Annotated in this window: 17 protein-coding genes and 1 pseudogene; 9 read left to right on the top strand and 9 right to left on the bottom strand. The window is 68.1% G+C overall.

Going from position 1 to position 17397, the window contains the following annotated elements:
* Positions 1–10: 10 nt before the first annotated feature.
* From FHX37_RS20625 to FHX37_RS20615, 3 genes are all read left to right on the top strand, one after another.
* The gene (locus tag FHX37_RS20625) at positions 11–364 is read left to right on the top strand and encodes a hypothetical protein (protein ID WP_141925932.1); all 354 of its coding nucleotides are present in this window, start codon (positions 11–13) and stop codon (positions 362–364) included.
* A gap of 77 nt (positions 365–441) precedes the next feature.
* Positions 442–1089, top strand: coding sequence for a hypothetical protein (locus FHX37_RS20620; RefSeq protein ID WP_141925931.1), 648 nt, complete (start codon positions 442–444; stop codon positions 1087–1089).
* Between the two features lie 73 nt (positions 1090–1162).
* Positions 1163–1684 carry a hypothetical protein gene (locus FHX37_RS20615; protein WP_141925930.1) on the top strand — a complete coding sequence of 174 codons (522 nt, stop codon included), beginning with the start codon at positions 1163–1165 and terminating at the stop codon, positions 1682–1684.
* A gap of 31 nt (positions 1685–1715) precedes the next feature.
* Here the strand turns inward: FHX37_RS20615 and FHX37_RS20610 are convergent, their stop codons facing one another.
* The 3 genes from FHX37_RS20610 to FHX37_RS20600 form a co-directional block, all read right to left on the bottom strand.
* Positions 1716–2444, bottom strand: a complete 729-nt coding sequence (locus FHX37_RS20610) for a hypothetical protein (protein ID WP_141925928.1) — start codon at positions 2442–2444, stop codon at positions 1716–1718.
* A 72-nt stretch (positions 2445–2516) separates the two neighbouring features.
* Positions 2517–6923: an FtsK/SpoIIIE domain-containing protein gene (locus FHX37_RS20605; protein WP_141925927.1), complete on the bottom strand. Its 4407-nt coding sequence runs from the start codon at positions 6921–6923 to the stop codon at positions 2517–2519.
* A gap of 168 nt (positions 6924–7091) precedes the next feature.
* Entirely contained in the window at positions 7092–7385 is a 294-nt protein-coding gene (locus FHX37_RS20600; RefSeq protein WP_141925926.1) for a WXG100 family type VII secretion target, read from the bottom strand.
* Positions 7386–7632: 247 nt separating this feature from the next.
* Between FHX37_RS20600 and FHX37_RS20595 the strand changes: the two genes are divergently transcribed.
* Positions 7633–9072: a hypothetical protein gene (locus tag FHX37_RS20595; protein ID WP_141925925.1), complete on the top strand. Its 1440-nt coding sequence runs from the start codon at positions 7633–7635 to the stop codon at positions 9070–9072.
* A 49-nt stretch (positions 9073–9121) separates the two neighbouring features.
* Here the strand turns inward: FHX37_RS20595 and FHX37_RS20590 are convergent, their stop codons facing one another.
* The 5 genes and pseudogenes from FHX37_RS20590 to FHX37_RS20570 all read right to left on the bottom strand — a co-directional run bounded on the left by FHX37_RS20590 (position 9122) and on the right by FHX37_RS20570 (position 14850).
* Positions 9122–9685 (bottom strand): sigma-70 family RNA polymerase sigma factor, encoded by a 564-nt coding sequence (locus FHX37_RS20590; protein WP_141925924.1) that lies wholly within the window; start codon positions 9683–9685, stop codon positions 9122–9124.
* Between the two features lie 263 nt (positions 9686–9948).
* Positions 9949–11400 carry a hypothetical protein gene (locus FHX37_RS20585; protein WP_141925922.1) on the bottom strand — a complete coding sequence of 484 codons (1452 nt, stop codon included), beginning with the start codon at positions 11398–11400 and terminating at the stop codon, positions 9949–9951.
* A gap of 105 nt (positions 11401–11505) precedes the next feature.
* Positions 11506–12120 (bottom strand): YigZ family protein, encoded by a 615-nt coding sequence (locus FHX37_RS20580; protein WP_141925920.1) that lies wholly within the window; start codon positions 12118–12120, stop codon positions 11506–11508.
* 55 nt (positions 12121–12175) lie between these two features.
* Positions 12176–13234 (bottom strand): annotated as a pseudogene (locus FHX37_RS20575) (SLC13 family permease); the annotation flags it as partial.
* Between the two features lie 14 nt (positions 13235–13248).
* Positions 13249–14850, bottom strand: a complete 1602-nt coding sequence (locus tag FHX37_RS20570) for a recombinase family protein (protein ID WP_141925916.1) — start codon at positions 14848–14850, stop codon at positions 13249–13251.
* Positions 14851–14984: 134 nt separating this feature from the next.
* Here FHX37_RS20570 and FHX37_RS23080 point away from each other — a divergent pair, with 134 nt between their 5' ends.
* Positions 14985–15149: a hypothetical protein gene (locus tag FHX37_RS23080; protein ID WP_170181667.1), complete on the top strand. Its 165-nt coding sequence runs from the start codon at positions 14985–14987 to the stop codon at positions 15147–15149.
* Between the two features lie 31 nt (positions 15150–15180).
* Here FHX37_RS23080 and FHX37_RS20565 read toward each other — a convergent pair whose 3' ends face one another.
* Positions 15181–15588, bottom strand: a complete 408-nt coding sequence (locus FHX37_RS20565) for a helix-turn-helix domain-containing protein (protein ID WP_141925914.1) — start codon at positions 15586–15588, stop codon at positions 15181–15183.
* Positions 15589–15756: 168 nt separating this feature from the next.
* On the opposite strand from FHX37_RS20565, the gene FHX37_RS23075 reads away from it, so the two are divergent.
* The 4 genes from FHX37_RS23075 to FHX37_RS20545 are packed head-to-tail and all read left to right on the top strand — an operon-like array spanning position 15757 to position 17389.
* Positions 15757–15984 (top strand): helix-turn-helix domain-containing protein, encoded by a 228-nt coding sequence (locus FHX37_RS23075; protein ID WP_170181666.1) that lies wholly within the window; start codon positions 15757–15759, stop codon positions 15982–15984.
* Positions 15984–16172, top strand: a complete 189-nt coding sequence (locus FHX37_RS20555) for a hypothetical protein (protein ID WP_141925910.1) — start codon at positions 15984–15986, stop codon at positions 16170–16172. Before FHX37_RS23075 ends, FHX37_RS20555 begins: the two co-directional genes overlap by 1 nt.
* Positions 16173–16232: 60 nt before the next feature.
* Positions 16233–16493, top strand: coding sequence for a hypothetical protein (locus FHX37_RS20550; protein WP_141925908.1), 261 nt, complete (start codon positions 16233–16235; stop codon positions 16491–16493).
* Positions 16493–17389 (top strand): YqaJ viral recombinase family nuclease, encoded by an 897-nt coding sequence (locus FHX37_RS20545; RefSeq protein ID WP_141925906.1) that lies wholly within the window; start codon positions 16493–16495, stop codon positions 17387–17389. Before FHX37_RS20550 ends, FHX37_RS20545 begins: the two co-directional genes overlap by 1 nt.
* The last annotated feature ends 8 nt before the right edge of the window (positions 17390–17397 follow it).

The raw sequence follows: 17397 nt of genomic DNA, 5'->3' as shown, positions 1-17397 counted from the left end.
GGGTCTCGCCGTGCGGTTGCTGTCGCCGTCCTACTATCGTCGGCAGGAACCCGAAGCCCCGGACACGCAGGGGGAAACGATGACGATCGAGGTCGAGAAGAAGACGCTAACGTCACTGCGGGACAGTCTGCAGGAGGTCGAGGACAAGCTCTCCGGAGCCGAGAACGAGGACATCGAGGGAACAGCGAGCGACATCGGCCCCGCGAGCCTGAATTCCGCTTCCCGCTTGTTCTGCCAGGACAGCGCGGACCAGTACGAACGCGCCAAGGAAAGTGTCACGAAGGTGAAGGACGCGACGACAACCATCCTGGACTCGTTCGCGGAAACCGACAAGGAACTGCACAAGGGCATGGAGGCCGAGTAGCGGACGAGCAGGCGACACCACGCGTTCAACCGCGCACGGCACCAGACCCTCCGCACCTCTCCCCCGGAAGCAGGCGCATGTACATCCTCGACGACACGACCGAAACCCCGCGGGAGGTGGGGTTCGACTTCCGCGTACCCGACGGGTGGTCCGAGTTCGACCTGTCCGGAGCCACACTGGCCGACCGGCGCGCGGAACTGCTGTCCGCCTACGCCGACGACCCGCAGCGCCAGGAGGCCGCCAACGCGATGCTGGACGGTGTCACGCGGGAGCTGAAACGCGCCACCGACCTCGGGCTCATCGCCGCCGCCGGCACCCTGGAGAACTACGACGACGGGCTGTTCATGGCCAACGTGTGCGTGTTCTCGCTGACAACCTCACCGGGTCAGAGCGCGGACCTGTTCAGCATCGCCGAGAGCATCCACCCCAAGCGGGACCAGACCCCCGGCGAGACGTGGTTGCAGACCGTCCCGGTGGACCTTCCCGAGACCGGGACCGCGGCGCGGGTCTTCGGGTTGGCGGAACACCGCGTGGATGAGGAGAATCGTGTCCGGTCGATCGTCATGCACACCGTGATCAAGGTCCCGCGCCGCGACCGGCAGCTCCTGGTGAGTTGCTCCAGCCCCAACACCGACCATCCCGACGAGTTGTTGGACCTGTTCGACGCGATCACCCAGACCGTCCGCTTCTGGCAGCAGGACGCTCCCGCGACCGCCGCCCGGTAGAGCCTCGGTAGCGCGGCAGCGGGCACCGGTGCGCGGCGTCGGAACACCGAGAGCCGGACCATGGAGGAGAACGATGCGTGCTCGTACCAGAGGCGCCGCCCGGGGCGCGCGTCCGGTGGTCTCCGCTGTCGTCTGCGCGGCCGCGCTGGCACTGACGCCCGAGACGACAGCGGTGGCGGACCCGTCCCCGTCCGACGGTTCGAGATCTCCCTCCGCCTCTCCGACCACTCCCGACCCTGGTTCGTTCTCCGCCGAGGGGAACGGCGGCGTCTCCCTGTCCGGAGAGTGGGAGAGCGGTGAGGCGACGATGGCATTGAGCGGGACGCTGGAAGCCGCGGACCGGGCCGCCTATCTGGACGTCCTGCAACAGGTCCGCGACAGCGGCGGGAACGTCACCGACGCGGGGCAGATCGCGATCGGTGCGGCCGGATCCGGATCACCTCTGGATTTCGGGCCGGTGGAGATCGCACGCCCGGGCGGGGACGCGTACGCGACGTACCACCTCCTGGTCGCCACCGCGGAGTACGAACCGCTGCTGGTTCTGGAGTGCGACCGGGACGGGGTGTGCGAGGAGGGAGCGGCCGGTTCCGGGTGACCCGGCCGCCCACCACCGGCCGGTTCGGGTGTCACGCCGTGGTGCTCTTCCCCAGCCGCCTGGTCAGGAAGATGATGCCGAACACCAGCAGCACCGCGGGCGGGGTGAGCCACAGCACCCAGACGGACAGTTCGGCGAGCCCCTCGGAACGGAGCTGGCGCGGATTCTGGGAGTCGGCCGCGGCTGCCTCGGCGGCTTCGCGTTCCGCTTCCCGCAGGTCGGAGAACCGGCTCTCCCACTCGCCCGTGTCGACCAGTTCGGCGCCCCTGCTGGCGCGTTCGTCCAACGGTGCGGCGCTGTCCCAGTCGTTCTCCCACTCCACCACCTGGGCGGCCTGGAACGCCTCCGTGGGGGCGCCGTCCATCGCCCCCTCGTCGTCGACGAGGAAGAACTGGCCCTTCTCGTCCCCGACCTTCCCGGCGACGGTGAGCAGCTCCTCGTTCCCGTCCTCCTCCTCGTTCGTGTCCCGCAGCGGCGCCACCACCACGTAGACCGGCGTGTCGGTGCCCTCGAGCGCGTCCCGCGCGTTCTCCCGCTGCTGCCGAGGGAACTGGTCCTCCTGCTCAGGAGCGACGTACAGCGGGTCCTCGCGCAGTGCCAGCGCTATCTCGTCCAGCTCCTCCTCGGTGTGGGCGCCGGTGGGAGACGCGCCGCCGGTGGTGGAATCGGCGTGGGCGGGCTGTGTGGCCAGCAGCGCCCCGGCCATACAGGCACACAGGGACGCCGCGGCTGTCGATGTCACGGTTCGCGCGTTTCGCACGGGTCGGGTTTCCTTCTCTCGTCGGGCGGAACGTGCCGGAGGGAGGTACTGCGGGCCATCCCGCGGTACCCGTCAGGGCATGGGGACACGGACCTGCGTCACCTGGCCGTCGCCGAGGTGCAGGTAGGCCGTACCGAGGACGACGCGTTTCGCGGGCACCCCCTTGGGCAGGCGCAGCCCGAGGATCTCGCCGTCGCTGGAGGTCTGCGGGGACAGCAGCGCGCCGACGCGGTTGCGTTTCAACTGGACGTGCCAGGAGTTGAACCCGCCCTGCAGCGCCTCGGTGTTGCCGGCGGCGATGATCGCGAAACCCTCCCCGACCATGCCGCGGGCGATGCGGGTGAACTCTTTCCCGAGGTCACTGCTGAGGAGGAGTTCGGCGTCGTCCACCACGATCGCGCTGGTCTCCCCTTCCAGCTGCTGCACCCCGGAGATGAAGTCCCGCAGGGACGGGTCGGCGTCGTCCAGCACCACCCGCACCCCGGGATGGTCGCGCAGGTCGGCCAGGGCGGAGGTGCGGGGCGTGATCAGCATGAGTTCCGTGCCGGCATCGAGCAGCGACTGGCTCATGGTCCGCAGGAGGCTGGAGCGGCCCGAGCGCGGCGGACCGCCGACGAGGAACGTGGGGGTGTCGGCCAGGTCGGCGCCGTAGGCGGTGAGCTGGTTGCCGCCGACTCCCACCATGGCCCACAGGGGGCGGCGGGTATCGGGCGCGCGGTAGCTGTCGGCGTCGGGGTAGCCGAGCCGGTCCGGCAGCACGTCCACCCGCATCGGCCGCGGACCGGGAGTGTCGGCGAACTCGGTCGTTGTGAATCCGCCGATGCGGCTGAGTTCGGCTGCTTGGGCCGCGCCGGAGGGGTCGTCGGCGAGCAGCGCCAGTTGGATCTCGGCGGCGTCCCCGGTACGGAACGCGCGCCCGTTGGGAATCTCGTCGGGAAGGTCGCGGCCGCGCAGTCCAGCGGGCGAGTAGTCGTTGCGGTCGTTGAACCGCAGCGCGAGCCGGTGCTCCGTGGTCTGGGCGACCTTGCTGCGGGTGAGGGTCTTGTCGCCGGTGGCGATGACGTGCATCCCGACCCCGGCACCGTCGCGTTGCAGCGTGACGAGGTCCTCGATCAGGGCGCCGTGGTTGTAGTCTCCGAAGGTCTGGTCGAGCACGTCCCACCGGTCCAGGAACACGACGATGTGGGCGGGCCTGTCGCCGGGCGGGGTGTGTTCCCGAAGTTCGGCGATGTCGGCGCACCCCTGGCCGGCGAGCAGGCGCTGTCGCCGGTCCAGCTCCTCGGTGAGGAGGCCCACCAGCCGCACCACACGGTCCTCCTGGGTTCGGGTGGCGACCGCGCCGCAGTGCGGGAGTTCGGACATCGGCAGGAGGGTGCCGTTGCCGCAGTCGATCGCGTACATGTGCAGGTCGCACACCTGGTGACCGACCGCGAGCGCCCCGGCGACGGTGCGCAGCGCCTCGGAGCGTCCGCTGCGTCCGGAACCGACGATGTGCAGGTTGCCGACCGTGCCCAGGTCCAGGGTGAACTGGCGTTGCGCCTGCTGCTCCGGCAGGTCCATGAGCCCCACGGGCACGGGCTGCAGTGTCCCGGGTTCGGGGCGGCGCATCGGGGCCTGCTGGTTCACGTGGACGAGGGTGACCCGTTCCGGTAGCGCCTCCAGCCACGGGCTGGGCTGTAGGTGTGCCCCCACGCGGCTGGTCGCCTCCTGGATGGCCGACACCAGCACGGTCAGGTCGGTGACGTCCACGTCGCCGCTGTCGTCATCGCCGCTGTCGTCGGCCGGCGCGGGACGGGCGAAGTCCTCCCAGCGCAGGATATGGGGGGCGGGGTCCTGCGCGTCGGTCGTGGCGGTGACGCGCTGCCCGCCGACCCGGCCGGACTGGAACGGCAGCAGCGAGGCGTGCCCCAACCGGGCGTAGCCGCGGCCCGGGGTGTCCAGTGAGATCTGTGCCGCCTCCTGGGAGTCGATGACGTCACGGCTCTCTCCCGGGTCGGTCATCCGCAGGGCGATGCGCAGGTTGGTGTTGGCGCGGATGTCGTTGGTGATGACCCCGGCGGGGCGCTGGGTGGCCAGTACCAGGTGGATACCCAGCGACCGGCCGCGTTGGGCGATGTTCACCAGCCCGTTGACGAACTCCGGGAGTTCGCGCGCCAGCGAGGCGAACTCGTCGATGACCAGCAGCAGCCGGGGCATGGGGGCGAGATGGTCTCCGCGGTCGAACATCGCGGTGTAGTCCTCGATGTCCTTGGCTCCGGCGGCGGCGAGCATGTGTTCCCGGCGGTGCAGCTCCGCCCCCAGCGAGGTGAGGGCCCGGGTGACGAGGTGGGCGTCCAGGTCGGTGACCATGCCGACGGTGTGCGGCAGGGACACGCAGTCCTTGAACGCGCTTCCGCCCTTGTAGTCCACAAGCACGAACGACATGGCCTCGGGGCGGTTCACCGCGGCGAGGCTGGCCACCAGGGTCTGCAACAGTTCCGACTTTCCGGAACCGGTGGTGCCGGCGATCAGCGCGTGCGGCCCGTCCTTGCGGATGTCCACGGAGAACGCTCCGTCGATCCCCGCCCCGATGGCGGCGATGGTGCTGCGGCCGTTGGCGGCCCAGTGGGCGGCGATCAGGTCACCGTCCGGGGGTTCCAGACCCAGCACGTCCAGTAGGCGGGCGCTGCGCGGCACCGCGCCGCCCTCGTCGCCGGTGCTGGTGTCACGGATCGGCGCGAGCGCCCGGCCGGCCCGATCCGCCCAGTCTCTCGGCGGGGCGTCGATGCGGATCTCGTCGACACTGTCGTTCTTGGTGCGGGCGAACCGCATCTCGCCACCGGAGATAGTGACGACCGCCTGGCACTCCTCGGGCAGTAGCCGCTCCTCGGCGTCGAAACACAGCACGTGGATGCCGACGGCGGGCCCCTCACGCAGCAGCTGGATCACGCCGGGCAGCGCGCGCAGCTGCCGGGCGCCGTCCAGTACCACCACGATGTCCGTCTCGGTCTCCGGACGGGCCGCGACGGACTTCCCACCGCTGCGGGCATCGAGGAGGGCGAGCAGTTCGGCGACGCGGCGGGCGCAGGTGTCGGCGTCCAGACCCAGCCGGCCGAGGGACACCTCGGGGGTGGTGCTACGCAGGTGGGGAAGCCAGCGGGTCCACGCCCACTGCTCCTCCTGCCCGCGGTTCATGCTCAGCAGGTACAGTTCCAGCTCCGCCGGACTGTGCAGCAGGGCGAGCTGGCCGACGAGCCAGCGGTCGAGCCGGTCGGTGAGGTCGCCGGAGCCGGCGATACCGACGACGCCGTTGTCCCGCAGGGACACGGTGATGGGGACGTCGCGGAAGTCCCAGGTGACGTCCTTGCGGTGTTCGTCCTCGGTGGGGTCGGTGAGTACGACCGGGGAGGGGATGCGTCCGGTTCCCACCCGCAGCAGGGTGAAGTCCTCGTCGCTGCGGCGGCGCTCCCACAGGCGGGCGCGCGGTCCGGTGGCCAGCAGCAGTGCCGTGGCGGGGTCGGGGCAGGCGTCCCGCAGAGAGCGCTGGTGGGCGTACAGGGCCTCGCGGGCGTCGGCGGAGACGCGTTCCACCGTCTGTTCGTACTCCCGGAGTTGGCGCTGGTACCGCTGTTTTCCCGTACGCCGCTGCATCGCCTGGGTGACCAGGACGGAAACCGGGGACAGCAGGCCCAGCAGCAGGTAGCGGGCGCGCCCCAGCACCATCGCGCTGCCGAGCGCCATGATCAGCGGGAGCGTGATCATCACCAGGAGCTGCACGATGGGTTTGTCCGGCGGTTCGGGGGGTTGCGGCAGCCGGAACGTGCTGCGCATCGGGGCCGGGTGCAGCCGGGGCGGGCGGTTGTAGTCCAGGCCGGTGCCGTCCTCGGAGGTGACGACGGCGGCGTCCGGGTAGCGGGTGGGGTGGGCTTCCAGCAGGGTGTCGCCGAGGGCGAGCTGCTCCCCCGGGCGCCACGGGGACCGGGCGGTGGCGGTCTCCCCCTCGATGGTGGCGGGTGGGGCTCCGGAACCGGGGACGAGGTCGACGATGGTCACCGTGGCGTCCATGGCGACCCGCACCACCAGGGTGGTGCCGCACTCCACGACCGGGACGCGCGCACCGGCGGTGTCGCCGATGGTGTAGTCCCCCGGGTCGAGGCGGTGCACCATTCCGGCCTCCGGGCCGGACACCACCCGGATCTCCAGCACGGCGGGAGGTTCGGCGGAAACCGCGGGGGCGGGTTTGCCCACACTGACCACCGCGCCGTCGAACAGGCCGGCCTCCGAGATGGACTTGTCCGACTTCAGTTCTCGGTCTCCCAGGAAGAGGCGTGGGCCGACCCCGGCCTCCGGCAGGGAGGTTCGGATCAACGGGTCGAGGGCCGCGGCGAGCCGGGACACGGCCGCTCCGGGGTCGACCTCCACCAGGATGTCGGCTCCCAGCGGGGCGGCGGAGTTCCGGCCGGCGGGCGCTGGCCCGGCTGCGGTGAGGATGATGCGCACGGTTTCCGGATGCTTCCCAACGGGGTGGTGGCGGCACGGAAGGAGGCGGCCCGGGGTGCCGTGCAGGGCCTGCCCGGGCCGGGACCGCGATCGGGTCCTGTCTGACGGACGCCTGTCCCACCGCGACGCACCAGCGCCGCGTCACGGACAGCGTCCGCCCAACAGGACCTAGCCGAGCTGTTTGCCCAGCTCGTCGTCGGTTTCCTGGAACTTCTTGCCGACGGCGTCGAGGTACTCGCTGATGCCCTTGAGCCCCTCGTTCACGTCCTTGAAACCGTCCTGGAACTGCTTGAAGAACGGGGAGAACTTCTCCTCGGCCTTGGGCGTGGCGTAACCGTCCTCCAGCAGGCCGTCGACCTTGGACTTGATGTTCTCCAACCGCTCCTCGAACTCCTCGAAGTCGGCCTTGAGCGAGCTGGAGGTCTCCTCGGTCTGGTCGGAGTCGACCTTGTACTGGGCCATGTGTCCTCCACGGTCGGGTGGTCGTGGTGTTCCCGGCCGCCGGGCGGGCCGGCCGGGGCGGGCCGGTGGAACAGTCCCGGCCGCACCCGGGCGTACGGACGCGGGCGCCGTGGAGTTCACCGCGACGCCGGCCGAATCGGGAGTGAACCGCTTCGCGGTGCCACGCGTACTGCCGTGGGGAGGGGCTACGGCCACTTCCGCGGCGGCCCCGACGGGTCGCGGGAGACGCAACGAACGGAAGGCGGCGATGCGGACGCGAACGCTAGGGGTCGGCGCGGCACTGGCGGCGAGTGTCTGGTGCGGCGCCGCGGGGGGTGCCGCGCACGCCGAGACGACGCCGGAGCCCTCGGGGGACGCGTTGTCACTAGAGGAGGCGCGCGAACTCTGCCCCGAGGTGAACTACTACACCGTGGAGGACTCGTCCGACGGCCTGTTCGCCGTCGCCGAGCGCACGCTCGGCGACAAGTTGCGCGCTTCGGACATCTATCAGCTCAACGAGGGGCGGACCCAGCCCGAGGGCGGCGAGCTCGGCAGCGAGCGCGACCTGGAGCCGGGATGGAAGCTCGTGCTGCCCTCCGACGCCTCCGGTGACGGTGTCTCCTCGGGGAACGACCCGTTGTGCGTCGCGGAGGCCGAGGATGCGGCCGAGGCGGGCGAGCCCATCCCGTCCCCGTCCCCCGAAGCGACGCCGGAGGAGAGCCCGGCCGCCTCTCCCTCAGAGGCGGCCTCCGAGGACGACAGTGACGAACCGCCGGTGGACCCGAAACTGCTGGGCGGGGCTGCGGCGGGACTGTTGCTGCTGACCGGCTTGGCGCTGTGGTGGCAACCCGTGTTCCGCGCCGTAGCGTGGCCGTTCGTCGCCGTCGCCCGTCTCGGATGGCGCAAACCCCGCTGGCCGTTGCCGGTGCGGCTGTTGCAGGCCCGCCGACGACGGAAACGCGCCGCGGAGCGGATCGCCGACGGTACGGGGGAGCAGCGGCGCGCCGGTGTCGCGGTGCTGGAACTGCAGGCCGCCCCAGCCACTGTGGCGGCGCGTCCGGTCGCGGTGTGGACGGCGCCGGAGGAGCTGCTGGTCGTGGTTCCCGCAGACGCGACGCTGCCCGCCTCCTCGTGGCGCAGTGTCGACACGACCACGTGGCAGCAGGTGGCGGGGCGTTCCGCGACCTCCGCGGTCCCGTTCACCACCACGACCTCGCAGTCGGCGGTCCGTCCCCGCACCGAGCTGCTGACCAGTGTGGGAGCGGACGGCGACTGGCGGTTGTTCGTGGACCTCTCCCGGTTGGACAGCGTACTGCTGGTCGCGGGACACCGTTCCACGGCGGGCGACACCGTGCGGGTACTCGCCGAGGGGCTCGCCGGGCGCGGGGCGAAGGTCACGACCCTTTCCGGCTCGCAGGGGATCGCGCGGATCCAGCAGAACGCGCCGCCGCCCGCCCCGGCGGAGAGCTCAGGACCGATCACGGGGCCAGGCGCCCCACCCGGGAAGCGGCGGTTCGTCGCGGTACCGCGGGTGCTCACGGCCAGCGAACGGGAGGTACTGGCGGAGCTTCCCGAAGGGGTGGTCGTCATCGCGGCCGGGGAGTCGCCGCACGCCCACTGGCAGTGGCGCGCCCACGAGAGCGGGTGGGTGGATACCGGAGCGCTGGGCGCCTCGGTTGTGGTTCCCCTTCCCACCGAACGGCCGTGACCGGAGGTTCGCTCCCGGCCTTTCCGGCCGGTGGGGGACAGCCCCGCTCTCAGGCGGAGGCGCCGTAGGTCTCGCGCAGGCGCCGGAAGGCGTTGTGGCAGCGGGACTTCACCGTGCCGACCGGGACCCCGAGCCGTTGGGCCGCCTCCGCCACTGTGTAGTCACGCAGGTAGACGTAGTCCAGTGTCTGGCGCTGGGCCGGCGGGAGGGTCGCCAGTGCCTGCTGCACTGTCAGCCGGTCGAGTACGGCCGAGGTGGGGTCGGGGACGGTGCGCACGTCCTCGTGCGGTCCGCTGACCTCCGGCGGACGGGCGCGCCGGGCGCGTTCGGCGTCGATGACGTAGTGCCGGGCGACGGTGTACAGCCAGGGGCGCGCACCGGATATGCCGCCGGTGAGTTCGTGGCGGCGGCACCAGGCGCGGGCCAGTACCTCCTGGACGACGTCCTCGGCCTTGTGGGGGTCAGTGTCCGAGATGCGCTGGATGAAAGCGAGTAACGGGCGGCAGTGGGTGTCCCGCAGGTCCCGGAACCACCACAGGTCGTGTTCGTAACGGCTGAGGTGCGGCGTGTCGCTGCGGGAACGGCGGCGGGGCGGAGGCACGTGTTCGGGCATGTAAGGAATGGGGGGTAGAGGACACGTAAACCACCCACGCCTGTTACGGACAGTAACAACGGGGGTGAGGAACGACGCGCCCCGCGGGGCGCGCACACTCGTGCAATTCAATCAGAACTGCAATGCGAAAAGTGCGACAAACCGGAGTTGTGGCCGATTGTGGCCAATCCGACCACCTTCCATCGCCCCGCGTGTCCCGTCGCCCTACCGGGCGGGGAAACGGGCCGCGCGGCAGGACGGTCCCACCGTCCCGGTGGGTGGGGTCATTCCCGCGAGCCCGGGGATTCCCGCCCGGCGCCCTCCTCCGGGGCGAAAACGAAACGTTGCCGGTTCTGGACCGCCAGGATGTGGCCGTCCTCGGTGGCGGTCTCGACGTAGGCGTCCAGCGCGCCCGTCTCCGTCTCCTTGGTACGGGCCTCCAGCACCACCTGGGAGGAACTGTCGGAACCGGCACCCCGGGTGTCCCCGAAGATCCGGCCGTTCCACGCGAACGCGGGCGAGATGGCACGTTCGTCCGCGTCGTCGAACTCCCAGCGGATCGCGCCGGTGACCAGATCCACCGCCGCCACCGGCGCCTGGCCGCTGCCCTGCGGCAGCAGCAGGGTCCGGGTGGTGGAGTCGTACACGCTGCCGGAAACGGGGTCCGGGTCGAACTCCCTCCCGGCGGGGTTGACGCCCGGCTCGGTGAGACGCCACAGCAGTTCGCCGCTGCGCAGGTCGTGCATCGTCAGCACGGACGGTTCCTGGGAGAACCCCCACCGGAACAGCGCGGCGGTGTCCGTCGCGGTTCCCCCCTCTCCGGAGGCCGGTTCCCCGCTCTGGGCCGGAAGCTCGTAGAAGTCCACAAGGTGAGGGGTCGGTGTGGGGGACGCGACGTTCCCGGCGATCTCGGAAGCGTTCCCGCTGACACTCCACAGCGTCCCGCCGGCCTCCTCCCCGTCCCGGGGCAGTTGGCGCGCCTGGAGCCCACCGGATCCGTCGTCCAGCAGCAGCGTGTCCTGACGCGCGCCCACGGGAACGCCCGCCCGGTTGGTGCCGTCGTCCTCGTCCTGCCCGTCCTGCTCGTCCTTCCCCTCCTGCCCGTCCTCGGAGGTGCCGTCCTCGTCATCGTCGCCGGAGTCGGCGCTGTCCGGCGGCTCCTCGAACGTGAAGTCCCACAGCTCGTTCCCGCCGGTGTCCAGCACGGTGAACTCACCGTAGGGGCCGTCGGGACTCCACTCCGGCGGATAGCGCACCACCACCCCGTCCAGGTAGCGTTCGCGCGGCCCGGAACCGCGCCACACGGTCTCCCCCGTGTCGTCCACCACCGTGGTCGTGGCGGAGTCCCCGCTTCCGGAACGCAGCACCAGCACCTCGGAACCGTCGCGGTCCGAACCGATCCGCTCGATCCGCTGGTCGCCCTCCCACAGCACCTCGCCGCCCTCGGGGCGCTGCAGCAGGTGCTGTTCGCCGCTGTTCGAGCTGATCAGGAACGCGTTGCCGAGCGAGGTGATACGCACCCCGCCGGCGTCATCCAGTATGTCCGGCCCGTCCGCCCCGCGCCCGTGCAGGAAACGCGACGGGGAGCCCGCGGATCCGGGAGGGGGATCGCCGCTGTAGGTGGTGGGGAGCGGGTCGGGCGAGTCCCCGGACTGGCCGGACTGCCCACCGGTACAGGCGGTTGCGGACAGCAGCCCCACCGCCGTGGTGGCCAGCGCGACCCGCCAGGTACGCATGACCGCTCACTCCCTCACAGGCGTAGACGTGCGGACATCCTAGAACGCCGCGCCCCGCCGAACGTAGCCGACCGGTGCGGCCTCCCCGCGCGGAGGCTCCCCGCCTCAGGTCTCGACGGTGGTGGTGCCCAGCACCTCGCACTCGGCCCACCCGGAGGTCACCTCGGCCAGCCACGCCCGAAGCGCCGCCAGGTCGGCCTCGGCGAGCGCGAGCTCGAACCGGGCGTCGCCGCCGTAACGAACGTCGCGCACCTCGTACCCGGACTCGCGCAGCCCGCTCTCCACCCGGCCGGCCCGCTGGTAGTCGACCGCCACCTGCACCACCAGGAGGGTGCGCCGCTCCACCACACCCACGTGGTCGAGCGCGGCGGATACGGCGTTGCCGTAGGCGCGGATCAGCCCTCCGGCCCCCAGTTTCACCCCGCCGAAGTAGCGGGTCACCACGGCGGCCGTGTCGGTGATGCCGCGGTGCCGCAGCACCTCCAGCATCGGGACTCCGGCGGTTCCCGAGGGTTCGCCGTCGTCGCTGGAACGCTGCACCCCGCCGTCGTCACCCACCACGTAGGCGGTGCAGTTGTGGGCGGCGTTCCAGTGCGTCTTGCGGCGTTCGGCGATGAAGGTCCGCGCCTCGTCCTCGCTGGCCACCCGCGCGAGGGCGCACAGGAAGCGGGACTTCTTGAGCTCGAACTCGTACTCGCCGCCGCGGTTGATCGTTCTCATCTCCGGTCCCGATCCTACGCGCGAGCGGCCGGCCGGGGACTGACGCCCGCACGTGTCAGAGCGAGAGGGAGAACACCCACGCGGCGACGGTGTACATCACCGCCATGGTCAGCACCACCGCGATGATGTTCAGCCACAGCCCCGCTCGGACCATCTGGCCGATGCGCAGGTACCCGGAACCGAACGCGATCGCGTTGGGCGGGGTCGCCACCGGCAGCATGAACGCCAGCGACGCCGCCAACGCGGCGGGCACCACCAGCGTCAGCACGTCCAGCCCCATACCCAGCGCCACTCCGGCGAGGATCGGCACGAAGATCGTGGCGGTGGCCGTGTTGCTGGTGAGCTCGGTCAGCAGCAGCACCAGGAGGGCCACGGTCAGGATCAGCACCCATCCCGGAACGGCGCTGAGCAGGCCGACGCGTTCACCGATCCACTCGCTCAGGCCGGTCGCCTCGAACTGGCTGGAGAGGCTGAGCCCGCCGCCGAACAGCAGCAGGATCCCCCACGGCAGTTGTACGGCGGTGTCCCAGTCCAGGGCGGCGGTCCCGCGGCGTCCGTCCACCGGGATGACGAACAGCAGGACGGCGGCGAGCATCGCGATCCCGGCGTCGGAGACCCGGCCCAGCCACGGCAGCGCCTCACCGACGGTGGCGGTGTCGGCGAGCAGGGGGACGACGATCCAGCAGAACGCGGCGCCGACGAACACCGCCAGCACGGTCCACTCACCGCGCGACACCGGCCCCATGTCCCGCAGCTCCCGGCGGACGAGGTCCCGGCCGCCGGGAATCCGGGAGATGGCGGGCGGGTACACGAGCCGGGTCAGCACGAACCACGCCAGCACCAGGAACACCACCGCCAGCGGGACACCGACGAGCATCCACTGGCCGAAACCGATCGCTATGTCGTGGTTGTCGGCGAGGTAGCCCACCATGAAGGCGTTCGGGGGTGTGCCGATGATGGTGGACACCGACCCGATGGAGGACGCGTAGGCGATGCCCAGCATCAGGGCGGTCGCGAAGTTCGTGTCGGTGCGGCCGTCCCGCAGGTGGGTGACCATGCTGACCACGGCCATCCCGATGGGCAGCATCATGACGGTTGTCGAATCATCCAAAACACAACTCATGCCAGTCAGCTGGCTGGTCTCTCCCACACGTCGTGGTCGCTCCATGACCACGAGACGCGCACGTCCAGTGGCCCGCGCGGGTACTCCCGGCGCATGGTGATGTGGCACCCCAGTTCCCGAAGCAGGGTATTTATCCCCTCAGCGGGTAACGTCTCCCACTCCTCGACCAGGCTCCTCGCTACCTGCACGCGTTCAGAGGTTTCTTCCTCGCTTGATGCGCTTGCTTCGAGGGCGTCAAGCTCGTGCTGTTTGGCGTCGCGGGCTGCCGTGAGGTCAGCGATGGTCTCGCGGTACACGTCGTCGGGCACATCGTTCATAGCCCGGTCCTTGGCCGCTTTCTTGAGGGCTTGCGTGAGCCGGGATATCTCTGCTTTCAAATCGTCTTTAACATTGGAATCCCGTGAAGCCAATTCCCCGGATTCCGTTTTGATCTTAGAAGCTTCGCTCTCCAGGTGCGGAAGTTCCGACGCCAGGCTTTCAATAACCTCTTTTTCTATTTCTGATGCCCTGCCCGTACCTCCCACACACTCGGACCGGCCATGCTGGTATTTCCATGAGCAGCGCATCACAGAATACTGAGGAACATTTCTTTTCGATGATGTGAGGGTATACACCAGGGCACCCCCACAATCCCCGCATCGAGCACACCCAATGAGCGGATTTCGCGCATTGGCTGCACGAGGTGGCCTACGACGCCGATCTTCACGGGCTTTTTTATATTTTTCCCATTCCCATGGTTCTATTATTGGTTCGTGCGCACCATCAATGTATTCCGAGCTGGGGCAAGTTGACGGATGTGTACACGTACATTCTTTCGCATGGCTCCGTATCTTACCGGCCGCAAACCCGCTGTCTAGATATGCCGCAACACGGAATGCACTCCATTGGTATCCAAGTACTGTTTTCTGCCCAGCTTCATTTAGTGTTTGTGCGATTTTTGTAAATCCGGAACCGAATATGTACATGCGATACATTTCCCGCACGTATGGTTCCTGCTCTCGGATAACCTCGTATCGTTCCTCCGGACTGGAAACGTCCGTCATGTACGCTCGACTTGCTCCTTGCGGCGCTGGTATGCGTCCGCGTCTGACATATCCGTACACCTGCATGCCAGTATGCGGAAGTCCTCGCGCCCGGCGGGAATCGCCTACTCTCTGCCAGTTCTCCGAGATGATATCTGACTGCATTTCAGCCAGCGCGAAAGCATTGGTGCGGTTGTATTTCCCAATCGCGCTTTCGGCGTCTAGTGGTTCTGTAACAGAGACCAGGCGTCCGCCCGCCTGCTCAAGACGCCCGACATTAGCGAGAGACTCTACAGCATTCCGGCCCCACCGATCATACCGGTAGGCTATTATTTCTTTCCTGTCACCAGACTCAACCCGGCCAATGGCTTTCTGGATTTTTCGCTTGAAATTCCGTCCACTCTTGTCGAGGTCAATAATCCAATCGCCATCATCGATGCGACGATTATTTTCCTTCGCCCATCGCATGATGGCGTTTTTTTGGATCTCTGGCGAGATCATTTCTTCTCTCGCCATGGAAACCCGTATATATCCTATTGCTAGGATTGGCCCCGCTGTTTCGGAACTTCTGTTTTTTCTTGCCATGAAACCTGTTTCAGCGCATCGTCCAATCCGTCTCGGTAGCCGAGACGGTAGTATGTTTCATCGCGTTTGCGTTCCGACCGGACTATATAGACAACCATTACCGTGAGTCCTGCTGTAGCCAACGGCCCGGCTAGATGCGTACCGACGCCGGACACTCCGGCAGTAACAGCGCTTCCCCAACACAACGCCGCAAGCGCTACTACACGTTTCTGGTTGAGCATGCGATCCCCCTGACATTCGATGCTTGGGGCATCCTAGTGATTCGTCCGTTCGAACGCCAGTACGAATATTTTGGTTGAAAATGACAACCTATAGGGGAGGTACTGCGTCCTACTCCTCTTTGTCTTTTTTCTGTTGGTACAGCTGCTCTTCTAGCTCGATCCGTTCGAGGAACCGAGAACGCTCTTCGCGCCGCCAGCGCAACAGCGCTTCGCGTCTCTCCTCTGGGAGGTTCGCTCGAAGGATCTCCATCTCGGTGCTGTCCACGTAACGCACCTCGGGACTCTCGTCCGGCGGCGGCGACCCGTTGAGTATGCGCTCAGTCTGTCCCGGATCCCAGCCGAGCGCCCGGTCAAGCTTGCGGACGGTCCGCCGCTGCGGGCGGCTCTCGCCCTTACGGATCGCGCGCAGGGTCTCGTAGCGGATCCCCGCGCGGTCGCATAGTTGGTTCAGGGTCAGCCCTAGGTGGTCTAGCCGCGCGTCTAGTGCGTCGGCTAGTGCGTCATGGGGTGCTGTCATGACTTCATGATGCCACAGGTAACACAGGTTTACCTTAATTTTGGCCTACCTTATAGCAGGATCCTGGTAAAAATTTTTACTCGTTTTCGCAGGTTAAAGCGACTTATACCCCGTTCTGCATGTACAAAACCGCGTGAAACCTGTGGTTCCTGCTCTAGCGTGGTGTCCATGGCGTTGAAAGCAAGCGGCACGCTGATCCGGCGTGCACGAGAGTTCGAACAGATGAGCAGGGCAGACGTGGTGCACGCTATCGACCTACGCGGAGGACACTGCACCGAGAATCATCTCGCTCGCATAGAGCGCGGGGAGCGGCATCCCTCCCGGGAGCTGCTGTGCCATCTCGCACGCGTCATCGGTACCACTCCGACACGCCTGTCGGCAGAGGTAGACGACTAATGACGCGCGACGAGGCCACCACGGTAGCCGCGCGGATGCTCGCGGAGATGCGGGCGCGTCGGGACGCGCTCAGTCCGGAAGACGCTGCGCGTGAAGCGCACCGTCCCGGCGGGATGCCGCTCGAACAGCGGATCACGCTGATCCGGCAACAGCGCGACGAAGCCCGTCAGCAAGGTGCTGCCGCGTAGCCCCAACTACGCGGCAGCGAGTGAACTACCCGGTAAGGAGTCCAATTGCAGGATACCCGTATGTCTCAGCACCGGGCAGCGATCCAACTCGCGGCCCTGCTGACGCGGGAACTGCCACCTGTGTGGTGGTACATACCCGAGACCGGCCGGCACCTGGACGGCCATGTTCACCCGGCGTCGGAAGAGACGGTTGCTGCGTGGGCTGACGCGCTCGGGACGATCCCGGTTCGCCATCCCGATCCCGAAAAGTTCGAAGCGTTCGCCGATGTGAACGGAATGCCGGTCCGCGTGTGGTGCGCACCCGAGGGCGGTGACGCCTGATGCTGGACGCGCACCGTTTGCCAGACCACTCCCCGGGGTCCGCCGAGTGGCACGAACAGCGGCGCGGCCGTATCGGCGGTTCGGACATCGCTCCGGTCATGGGGCTATCGCCCTACCTGTCGGCATTCTCGTTGTGGCATCAGAAGGCGGGGCTCGAAGGTGGCCCTGCCGATACCCCTTCCATGGAGTGGGGTCGTCGCCTTGAAGAACCGGTCGCTCAGAAGTGGGCAGCCGAACATCCCGAGTGTGACGTCCAGTGGGCCGGGGCCTACGTTCACGCAGAGCGGGACTGGCAGTTGGCCACGCCGGATCGGCTCGTCCTGACTCCGGACGGCACGGTTGAGGTTCTGGAGATCAAGACGAGCCGATCCGGTGACGAGTGGGGCACGTCGGGATCCGACGAGATACCGGTTCACTACCGCGCCCAGGTGCTGTGGTACCTGGACGCGCTCGGGCTCTCGCAAGCGCATGTGGCCGTTCTCATCGGCGGTTCCGACTACCGGGAATACACCATCGCCCTTGATCGGGACGACCCGGTTCAACACGAGGAAACCCAGCTCATGCGTAAAGCGGCTGAATCTTTCCTCTACTCGATCGAATCCGGTGAACGCCCGTCGATTGACGGTGCCGATTCCACTGTCCGCACGGTCCGCCGACTTCCGGATGGTGTAGACGACGTAACCGTAACCATCACGGACGAACTCGCGGATGAATACGTGTCCGCGCGGGATGCGGAGTCGCGTGCGAAGTCGCACGTGAACGAGACCAAGGCGCGAATTCTCGATGCGATCGGGAACGCCACGCGCGCTGCACGTCCGGACGGGCGACGAGTAGCTACGCGCACGATCGACAAATCTACGGGAGAAACAAAGTCCCTCTCTCCCGCACGTTCCTAGAAGATTCA

This window comes from Haloactinospora alba, from assembly GCF_006717075.1.
GTDB classification, from domain to species: Bacteria; Actinomycetota; Actinomycetes; order Streptosporangiales; family Streptosporangiaceae; genus Haloactinospora; species Haloactinospora alba.
Note: the sequence above shows the minus strand (reverse complement) of the source record. Positions and strands in the feature narration are given on the sequence as shown.